This is a genomic window from Bacillus taeanensis (assembly GCF_003318295.1).
GTDB lineage: Bacteria > Bacillota > Bacilli > Bacillales > UBA6769 > Maribacillus > Maribacillus taeanensis.
In genome coordinates this window covers 477,528-487,366 of record NZ_QOCW01000001.1, presented here as the reverse complement: position 1 = coordinate 487,366, position 9,839 = coordinate 477,528, and the positions used below count along the sequence as shown (strand labels likewise).

Annotated in this window: 10 protein-coding genes; 2 read left to right on the top strand and 8 right to left on the bottom strand. The window is 37.6% G+C overall.

Annotated features, from left to right (window positions below):
• The 4 genes from safA to nadB form a co-directional block, all read right to left on the bottom strand.
• On the bottom strand, positions 1 to 747 hold a 747-nt coding region (gene safA, locus DS031_RS23995), incomplete at its 3' end, for a SafA/ExsA family spore coat assembly protein (protein ID WP_245947146.1).
• 145 nt (positions 748 to 892) lie between these two features.
• Positions 893 to 1,996, bottom strand: a complete 1,104-nt coding sequence (nadA, locus tag DS031_RS02375; RefSeq protein ID WP_113804313.1) for a quinolinate synthase NadA — start codon at positions 1,994 to 1,996, stop codon at positions 893 to 895.
• The gene (gene nadC / locus DS031_RS02370; protein ID WP_113804312.1) at positions 1,993 to 2,838 is read right to left on the bottom strand and encodes a carboxylating nicotinate-nucleotide diphosphorylase; all 846 of its coding nucleotides are present in this window, start codon (positions 2,836 to 2,838) and stop codon (positions 1,993 to 1,995) included. Before nadC ends, nadA begins: the two co-directional genes overlap by 4 nt.
• Before the next feature lie 23 nt (positions 2,839 to 2,861).
• Positions 2,862 to 4,427 carry an L-aspartate oxidase gene (gene nadB, locus DS031_RS02365; RefSeq protein WP_113804311.1) on the bottom strand — a complete coding sequence of 522 codons (1,566 nt, stop codon included), beginning with the start codon at positions 4,425 to 4,427 and terminating at the stop codon, positions 2,862 to 2,864.
• Positions 4,428 to 4,576: 149 nt separating this feature from the next.
• Here nadB and DS031_RS02360 point away from each other — a divergent pair, with 149 nt between their 5' ends.
• Positions 4,577 to 5,725, top strand: a complete 1,149-nt coding sequence (locus DS031_RS02360) for an IscS subfamily cysteine desulfurase (protein WP_113804348.1) — start codon at positions 4,577 to 4,579, stop codon at positions 5,723 to 5,725.
• A 39-nt stretch (positions 5,726 to 5,764) separates the two neighbouring features.
• Positions 5,765 to 6,310, top strand: coding sequence for a transcription repressor NadR (locus DS031_RS02355; protein WP_113804310.1), 546 nt, complete (start codon positions 5,765 to 5,767; stop codon positions 6,308 to 6,310).
• A gap of 91 nt (positions 6,311 to 6,401) precedes the next feature.
• Here the strand turns inward: DS031_RS02355 and pheA are convergent, their stop codons facing one another.
• From pheA to DS031_RS02335, 4 genes are all read right to left on the bottom strand, one after another.
• Entirely contained in the window at positions 6,402 to 7,283 is an 882-nt protein-coding gene (gene pheA, locus DS031_RS02350; RefSeq protein ID WP_113804309.1) for a prephenate dehydratase, read from the bottom strand.
• A 65-nt stretch (positions 7,284 to 7,348) separates the two neighbouring features.
• Positions 7,349 to 7,801: an ACT domain-containing protein gene (locus DS031_RS02345; protein WP_113804308.1), complete on the bottom strand. Its 453-nt coding sequence runs from the start codon at positions 7,799 to 7,801 to the stop codon at positions 7,349 to 7,351.
• Positions 7,802 to 7,978: 177 nt separating this feature from the next.
• Entirely contained in the window at positions 7,979 to 9,265 is a 1,287-nt protein-coding gene (obgE, locus tag DS031_RS02340) for a GTPase ObgE (RefSeq protein ID WP_113804307.1), read from the bottom strand.
• 14 nt (positions 9,266 to 9,279) lie between these two features.
• Positions 9,280 to 9,831, bottom strand: a complete 552-nt coding sequence (locus tag DS031_RS02335) for a Spo0B C-terminal domain-containing protein (RefSeq protein ID WP_181832964.1) — start codon at positions 9,829 to 9,831, stop codon at positions 9,280 to 9,282.
• Positions 9,832 to 9,839: the final 8 nt, after the last annotated feature.

Sequence of the window (9,839 nt, the reverse complement as noted above, 5' to 3'; positions counted from 1 at the left end):
CGGCATTTGCTGCTGCGGATAAGGTGCCGGCATTTGCTGCTGCGGATAAGGTGCCGGCATTTGCTGCTGCGGATAAGGTGCCGGCATTTGCTGCTGCGGATAAGGTGCCGGCATTTGCTGCTGCGGAGACGCCATATAAGGCATTGCTTGTGGTGGTACAGGAATATCCATTTCATCCATCTCTCCCATCACTGATTCTTGATATTCAGGCGATTCAAGTGATTGATCTTTCGATTTTGCCGGAGGAGAAATATTAATATGGGACGTTATTTTCGTTTCTTTTTTTGGATACTTGGAAGGAGTGCTGTCTTTTAATGGTTTTTGTTGTTTCGATTCTAATTCTTCATGCTTTTGTTTCAATGGTTGTATTTGTTCTTTTTCCTTTTTTACCGGATTCTCTATCGGCTTTTTGGCTGACTTTTCTATTGGTTTCTCTACTGGCTTTTCTATTGGCTTTTCTATTGGCTTTTCTACCGGCTTCTCTTTCTTTTGTTCCAATGGATAATAGCCCTCTTTTGGCTGCTCCTTCTTTTTTCCTATTGAATAATAACCCTCTTTTGGCTGCTCTTTCAACTGCTGCTTTTTCACAGGGACACTGCCGCTCGGAACTTTGATTTTCATTCCCGGCATAATTAGATCCGGATTACTTAATTGTTTATTAACTGCTTTTAAATTTTCAAAATCAACTCCATATTTTTGAGCGATCTTCCAAAGCGTATCGCCTTTTTGTACGATATGGATTTTCACGATGTAATCTCCCTCCTGTGCACATTCTTTATATTCATATGTTGAACTGGGCAATTTGCTACATATTTGTCTTATTTTCTCTAGCACAATCTATGCGTAAAAAAGCCAATGTATGCATGTCACAGGAGGAAAGCAAGGTCAAATTCTACGCTCTACTTAACATTCGATCAAGCGCCAATTTTGCATCATGTGAAGTCGTGTCATCAACCTTAATTTGATTGATTACTTTTCCATCTTTTAAACTTTCAAGCGCCCATAATAAATGAGGAAGATCAATGCGATTCATTGTTAAACATGGACACATATGAGGATTAAGAGAAACAATTTCTTTATCTTTATGTGTATTAATGATTCGATTCACTAAATTCATTTCAGTTCCAATTGCCCATTTACTACCAGAAGGGGCATTTTCAATTGTTTGAATAATATAATTTGTTGAACCAGCCATATCAGCTAATTCGACAACTTCCCTTGTACATTCCGGATGGACAATAATGTTCATTTCAGGATTTGTTTTACGAAGATGTTCGATGTTTTGAACAGTGAACTTTTCATGTACTGAACAATGACCTTTCCATAAAATAACTTGTACATCTTCCAAATTTCCTTCATATTCAAAAGTATTTTCTATTGGATTCCATACAGCCATTTTTTCAAGCGGAATTCCTAAATCATATGCTGTATTTCGTCCTAAATGTTGATCAGGTAAAAATAAAATACGTTCTTTTTGTGTAAAGGCCCATTTCAGCATTTTTTCAGCATTTGAAGATGTAACCGTTGCTCCTCCATGACTCCCACAGAAGGCTTTAATAGAAGCTGTTGAATTCACATATGTTAGCGGTAAAATGGTATCCCCGAACTGCTCCTGCATGATTTTCCAACCCCGGTTTAATTGGTGAATGTCTGCCATATCGGCCATGGAACAGCCAGCACGCAAATCAGGAAGAACAACAGCTTGATGATCGCCTGTTAAAATATCTGCTGTTTCTGCCATAAAATGAACACCACAAAAAACAATATAATCAGCGGATTGATTTTCTGCTGCAAGCTGCGCAAGCTGAAGAGAATCCCCGGTGCTGTCAGCAAATTGAATTACTTCATCTTTTTGATAATGATGCCCAGGAATATAGAGCTTTTCCCCAAAATATTCTTTGATTTCTTTTACACGCTGCTCCATTTCCGCAATGGCCATTGTTTTATATCGTTCTGGTAATGATGATTGATTTTCAAGCATTTCTAATACGTTCATGCCTTGCTTCCCCCTTTAAGATTAAGACTAATATCTAAAGAACGTGCTGAATGTGTTAACATCCCAAGCGATATATAATCAACACCAGTTCCTTGGTACTGGCCAATATTTTCTAAAGTAATCCCACCAGATGCTTCGGTTGTAATATGAGATGGAACAATTTCAACAAATTGTTTCACTTCTTCTGGTGAACGATTATCAAACATAATAACATCGACACCCATCTCAACAGCTTCCCTAACTTGTGCTTCTGTTTCGGTTTCAACTTCAATCTTCACCATATGGCCAAGCTTTGATTTTACAACTGTAACAGCTTTTGTAATACTGCCCATGTGTGCAATATGGTTATCTTTAATCATAACCCCATCATACAATCCATAACGGTGATTATATCCGCCTCCGCTTGTGACTGCATATTTTTCAAGCATTCGTAAACCAGGTGTCGTTTTTCTTGTATCACAAACTCGGGTATGGGGATCATTTAATAACTGAACCGTTTGATTTGTTAATGTAGCAATACCGCTCATTCGCTGCAGTAAATTTAATATCACACGTTCACCAGTTAAAAGAATGTGAACTGGTCCAGTCACTTCTGCAATGACATCTCCTTTTTTCACTAATTCTCCATCACTTACAAAATTCTTTACGGACACGTTATTCTCTAATAAATGATAGCCCGTTTGAATAACAGCCATTCCAGATATAACGCCATCTTCCTTTGCAATAAATACCCCTGAAGCAATGTCTTTTTCAGAAAATATGATAGAGCTTGTAAGATCACCATCACCAATATCTTCACGGAAAAACTGCTGTAACATCTCTTGTAATTTCAATTTATTCATCATTGACTCTCCTCTATCTGACATTAACGAACATTTACTAATTCATTATGAGAAAACTGGTTATCTTTTTGAAAATAAATTGTCTGCTGATGCCATCTTAATTGATCTTTAAGTGGATAATCAGACCGATAATGACCGCCCCGGCTTTCAGTTCTCCTTAATGCTGCCGATGCAATTAACCACCCAGATGTAAGCATATTTAATTTTGTAACGTCATCTATTGATACCTCTTCATAAATCGAACGTGCCGATATCCGCTTTAAATATGATTCAAACCACTGAACTGCGGGTTGTAATCCTTGTTTAGTGCGAATAATCCCCACATATTTCTCCATCACTTTTTGGATTTCTTTCTTTGACGGATAATGGTTCGATTTTAATGCCGCAAAGGAAGGAACTGTGGAAGAGCTCCTTGAATTGCCATTTGTTAAAATTGCATTAGCCGCTTGTTTTGCAAAAACAATTCCTTCTAACAAAGAGTTGCTGGCTAAACGATTGGCACCATGCACGCCTGTATGAGCTACTTCTCCTACTGCATAAAGATTTGAAAGCGTGGTTCTTCCTTTTTGATCAGTAGAAACGCCTCCCATATTAAAATGGGCACCAGGCATAACAGGCAGCAAACCTTTTTGTAAATCAATTCCGTTCTTTTTACACATCTCGCTGATCGTAGGAAATCTTTCATGAAAATTCGAAACATCTTTTATATCTAGGTAGACTTGTTCACCTTCTTGAATCTTGTGAAATATCGCACGAGACACGACATCACGCGGTGCTAAATCTTCTTGTTCATGTACACCAATCATTAAACGCTCTCCACTTTCTGTAACAAGTACAGCTCCCTCTCCTCGTACAGCTTCCGAGATTAGCCCTTGTGCTTGCCCATTACAAACGAGCATTGTGGGATGAAATTGAACAAACTCTAAGTCTGCTAACTTAGCACCTGCTCGATAAGCAATTGCAAAACCATCACCTGTAACAGAAGCATCATTGGATGTGACAGGATACAAACCTCCTGCTCCTCCAGCTGCAAGCACAACAGAGGGTGATGAGTAGAAAGTCTTTTCTCCCGCGCTGTTGATTGTCCATGCTCCTTGACAGCATTCATTCTCAACAATTAAATCAACGACCATTTCTTCTTCAATAATGGTTGTATGCTTGCTAACCCTCTCAAAAAGTGTAGAAACAATCGCATGTCCTGTCGCATCTCCACCAGCATGTAAAATTCTTCTTATTCGATGAGCACCTTCCTGCGCTAAAATTAATTCACCAGATTCGTTTCGATCAAAAGGAACGCCAATCTGAATTAAATGTTTGACCATCTCAAGACCTTCTTTTACGAGTAAACGTGTCATCTCTTCACTATTATGTTCATCTCCAGCAGCTAACGTATCAAAAAAATGATCAAGCCAATGATCTTCTTTTGTAACTGCGGCTGCAATACCGCCTTGGGCAAGTCTTGAATTACTGTGCTTCCATTTAGACTTTGTGATTATTGTCACATTTTTATGTGAAGAAAGAAGCTCAGCTACCATCAAACCAGCTATTCCACTTCCTATTATTAAAACATCTGACTGTCTTACTTTCATAAACAGCCTCCTCGACCTTTTAATTTTACATGTGTCTTGACACCTATATTTACATAGATTTAAACTTATGACAAGAGTTTTTTATTTTTAAGATCCTGTAAATTGTTACTAAAGCCTTACAATAAAAGGATAAGAGAGAAGTGATAAAAATGATTTATCTAGATTATGCTGCAGCAACTCCACCGACTGAAAAAGCACTTTACGTATATACAAAAGTTTCACAGGAATATTTCGGAAACAGCCACAGTCTGCATGATACCGGAACACAAGCCTCTTCATTATTAGAAAGTGCTCGTCAGCAGCTGGCAGCACTTATTTGCGGAAATCAAGCTGGGATATATTTTACAAGCGGGGGATCAGAAGGGAACTATTTAGCTCTTTCATCTCTTGCAAAGGCTTATCGACATAAAGGGAATCACTTGATTACAACAAGTGTCGAGCACTCTTCTTTACTAAATACATTCTCGAAGTTAGAAGAAGAAGGATTTCAAGTGACCTATTTACCTGTTGATGAAACAGGGAGAATTCGTATAAAAGATTTAGAGGAAGCTCTTACTAATCAAACGATTCTAGTATCTATTAATCATGTAAATAGTGAAATCGGGACCATTCAACCACTTGAACAAATTGGAAATCTACTTTATAAAAAAAACATACTTTTTCATAGTGATTGTGTTCAATCTTTCGGTAAGCATGAGATTGATGTAAATAAGTGCCATTTGTCAAGTATTACTCTTTCAAGTCATAAAGTCTACGGTCCAAAAGGAGTTGGAGCTGTTTATATTTCACCTGAAGTTAACTGGCATCCAGTTATTCCAAATAGTTCCCATGAGAAGGGATTCCGCTCCGGAACTGTGAATGTACCTGGAATATGCAGTTTTGTAACAGCAGCACAAGAATGCATTGAAAGGTTAAAAGAAGAAAAAACTCGAATAAAACAGCTTCGTTACCTATTTCTATCTGCCATACAATCACCTCATATTGTAATTGAGGGTAATGTTGAAAACCAGTCTCCATATATAATTGGTTTAAGAATCAAAGGCATTGAAGGACAATATATCATGCTTGAATGCAATCGAAATGGGTTAGCTGTTTCTACCGGAACGGCATGTCAACTAGGACATTCTAAAGCGTCTAAAACAATGGTCGCACTTGGAAGATCAGAAGAGCAAGCACGCGAATTAATTCGTCTCTCTTTTGGATTTCATACAACAGAAGAAGAGGTGAAAAATGCAGCAGAAATTTTCAATAAAATTGTGAAAAGCTTGACCTCATCATATAGGGAAAGTAAAGTATAAAACACAGATAATGGTTCACAATTAAGGGGGTATTGCAATTTGAAGGAAGAAGGAAAGAAAATACTCGGCGAACAGAGACGAAATTTAATCCTACAGTGGCTTAAAGAAAGCAATGAACCATTCACAGGAAGCTCGTTAGCAGAAAAAACAAATGTCAGCCGACAAGTTATTGTACAAGATATTTCATTATTAAAAGCGCGAAATGAGCCGATTGTTGCAACAGCACAAGGCTATCTATATATGCAGACTTCCGATGAAAAGAAACAGTTTCAGCGTGTTATTGCTTGTTATCATCGCCCTGAGGATACAGAAAATGAGCTAAATATTCTTGTTGATCATGGAGTTACTGTTTGTAACGTAACCATTCAGCATCAACTTTATGGTGAGCTTACTGCTTCATTAATGATATCAAGCCGTCGCGATGTTCAACAGTTTTTACAAAAAATTGAGTCCACCGAAGCATCATTGTTATCAGAGCTAACAGATGGCACTCACCTTCATAAGTTAGAAGCGGATACAGAAGAACAGTTGAATGAAGCGTGTCAAGCATTAGAAAAGTCAGGCTACTTACTCTCAAGCTATTAATATAAAAGGCGCTGTTAAACAATGATATTGATTTTAACAGGTAATATACAAAAAAAGATGTTCCTTCGTTAAAGAGGAACATCCTTTTTTATTAAGAAGAAACACCTACTTTTTTCTTACTGACTTCTGACGAAAAACAGGGATAGCTCCCTAAAATAGATACGCCGCAGCCAAGTGCTTCAATTTCACTTTTTGCTCCTTGAATTAAAATGTCATCTGCTTTCATTTCAATATCAATGATAAAAAAGTAATTTCCAAGTCCTGTTTTCATTGGGCGAGATTCGATCTTTGATAAATTTAATTTCCTCCATGCAAATGCTGAAAGTACTTGATGAAGCGCCCCAGTATAGTCAGATGGCAATGTAACAATAAATGTTGTTTTATCACCGCAGTATAAATCATTTTTCTCTACTGGTTTTTTGTGACGATTTAGCACGACAAACTTTGTATGGTTATTATCAAAATCATGAATATTTTTTTGTACAATGGTTAAACCATATGTTTTAGCTGCTAATTCATTAGCGATCGCAGCGCTTAACTCCTTAGGATTGTTTTTTAACCACTCTGCCGCTGATCCCGTAGAATTTGTATATTTCAATTCAGCTTCTGAAAGTTTATTTCTTAAAAAATGATGACATTGTGCAATTGCATGAGGATGTGAATAAACAGCTTCTACCTGTTCCCACTGATCAGCAATGGCAGGGTGTACCATTAAATGCTGTTCAATTGGCACTACAATTTCCGCAACAATGGGTAATGTTTGTTCGTGTAATAAATAATCAATTGTTAAATTAACAGATCCTTCAATTGTATTCTCAATCGGGACAACTGCAAAATCAATTTCCCCTTCCATTACTGCATCAATACAATTTGGAATGGTTTTATAAGGAATAAACGCTTCTTTTGGAAACATTGTTTTTGCTGCATATTCTGTAAATGTTCCATTCGGACCTAAATAACCAATTTTATCCATAAAATAGATTCCTCCCGTCTCTTCCATACCTCTCTATACAAGAATATATATTACTTCTTTATCATTTAAGCACCTGAACCGATAACTTCCGCTCGTTCAACCGCCTCTAACGCTTTTAACTGCTTTAAGAGTTCACTTATTTCAACATGCATAGATCCTGTTTCAACCGAAAGCGTAACATTAGCCCGGCCGCGCAGTGGTATGGTTTGATTAATTGTTAAAACATTACAGCCAAGCGATGCTACAGTTTGAAGCACCCCTGATAATGCCCCAGAACGATCTTCTAAATTAAGAAAAATCGTCATAATTTTCTCTTTTACTAAAGCATGAAAAGGAAAAATCCCATCACGGTATTTATAAAAAGCACTGCGGCTTAAGCCAACGTGTTTAACGGCATCATTTACTGTTTCAACTTTTCCTCTTTCAAGCAATGATTTTGCTTCTAACGCTTTCTGCATTGATTCTGATAGTACGTCTTCTCTTACTAAATAGTATTGATCTTTTTTATTATTTTCCAACTTAATAACCTCACTTAAATTTATACTAAAAGGTTATTCATATAGAATAAAATTGTAAGAACGTTTTGACAATGATACCTCATTAAAAGAGTTTTGTCTATTAATAATTTTAAGAAAGGGAAATAAAAACTGCCTTCTTGAAGGAAGACAGTTTTTTTATCATGAGGAACCGTGCTGTTAATCAATAAATTCAAATTCAAAATCCAATAAGCGAATAGTATCCCCATCTTGAGCACCACGCTCACGCAGCGCATCATCAACACCCATACCGCGAAGTTGTCTTGCAAACCGGCGAACATTTTCATCTCTTGTAAAATCCGTCATTTTAAAAAGTTTTTCAATTTTTGGACCGCTTACGACAAATGCACCATCTGGGTCTCTTGTAATGTTAAATCCTATTTCTTCTTTTTGATGACGATAAACAATCCGAGATTCCCCTTCTTCCTCAACTGCTTCTAATGGGAATTCTGGTGTTTTCTCCAGCACATCAGCGATTTCAAAAAGCAGCTCACGAAGACCTTGTCTTGTTACCGCTGAAATCGGAAAAATTGGATACTTCTCTTGAAGTTTCTCCTTAAATTGTTCTAAATTCGCTTCTGAGTCAGGCATATCCATTTTGTTTGCAACAATAATTTGCGGCCGTTCTGTAAATCTCATATTGTACTGCTTTAATTCTTCATTAATCTTTAAGTAATCATCGTATGGATCGCGGCCTTCCATTGCCGACATATCAATCACATGAACAATAACTCTCGTACGTTCAATATGACGAAGAAATTGGTGACCAAGCCCAATTCCTTCATGGGCCCCTTCAATTAATCCAGGTAAATCAGCCATGACAAAGCTCCGGCCATCTCCAGTATCCACTACCCCTAGATTTGGCGTAATGGTTGTAAAATGATATTCAGCAATTTTAGGCTTTGCTGCAGAAACAACTGATAAAAGTGTAGATTTCCCTACACTTGGAAAACCGACAAGGCCAACATCAGCAAGAAGTTTAAGCTCAAGAGTTAAATTCCGCTCTTGTCCTGGTTCTCCATTTTCAGATAGTTCCGGTGCTGGATTTGCTGGTGTTGCAAAACGAGTATTACCGCGTCCGCCGCGACCCCCTCGCGCAATCACAGCCCGCTGTCCATGCTCAGTTAAGTCTGCAACTACAGCCCCTGTCTCATCATCTGTTACAACTGTACCAGGGGGAACTTTTACTACCATTTCTTCAGCATTTCGACCATGCTGATTTTTAGACATGCCATGTTCTCCGCGTTTGGCTTTAAAGTGCTTATTATAGCGAAAATCCATTAACGTTCTTAGGCCTTCTTCAACCTCAAAAATAATATCGGCACCATTTCCACCATCACCGCCAGCAGGACCGCCATTGGGAACATATTTTTCACGGCGAAACGCCACCATCCCATTTCCGCCGTCCCCGGCCTTTACATATACTTTTGCTTGATCTAAAAACATGCTTTCACCTCGTTTTACGCAACGCTATCATTTAGCTGCAAAGTTACTACAAACTCATCCTCTTGTACATGCGAACTAATAACCGAAAACGTCCTCGTTTGATTTTCTACTTCTTTCACCCAACTTTTTATGGATTCTATATTTGTAATCTTCCCATTAAAATCAATAATCAGCCGTATTTCTTCATCCAACAGCTGAAAAGTAAATAACAAATGATTTTCAAACAATTCATCAACCGAGGAATCAAGTGCAGAAAAGAGTGATTTTATCCCTAATGTTAATCCTTCTTCAAAGCTTGATAAATTAAGTTCGTCACCTATTACTTCAAACTCAAGCCTATAATGATGGTTATGCCAATTAAAGGTTAATAGTTTTTCCACAAGTGTGGGCATCCCTAAATTAGACAACTTAGCTTCCTGTCTTGCTTGTATTACAATTTCGTCAATTATCATGTTAGCCCGGTCAATATGATCTAACGCTATATTTCCTTTAATTAATTGAAGACGGTTTAACCAATCATGACGAGCATGACGCAATAAATCAATCGTATCCCATTTTTCAGACATGTTGGCAC

Bases quoted from the DNA above. Each gene is read 5' to 3' on its own strand.
- nadA (WP_113804313.1), bottom strand. From the start codon at position 1,996: ATGAACGTATTAGAAATGCTTGAAAATCAATCATCATTACCAGAACGA.
- nadC (WP_113804312.1), bottom strand. From the start codon at position 2,838: ATGAATAAATTGAAATTACAAGAGATGTTACAGCAGTTTTTCCGTGAA.
- nadB (WP_113804311.1), bottom strand. From the start codon at position 4,427: ATGAAAGTAAGACAGTCAGATGTTTTAATAATAGGAAGTGGAATAGCT.
- DS031_RS02360 (WP_113804348.1), top strand. From the start codon at position 4,577: ATGATTTATCTAGATTATGCTGCAGCAACTCCACCGACTGAAAAAGCA.
- pheA (WP_113804309.1), bottom strand. From the start codon at position 7,283: ATGGATAAAATTGGTTATTTAGGTCCGAATGGAACATTTACAGAATAT.
- obgE (WP_113804307.1), bottom strand. From the start codon at position 9,265: ATGTTTTTAGATCAAGCAAAAGTATATGTAAAGGCCGGGGACGGCGGA.
- DS031_RS02335 (WP_181832964.1), bottom strand. From the start codon at position 9,831: ATGTCTGAAAAATGGGATACGATTGATTTATTGCGTCATGCTCGTCAT.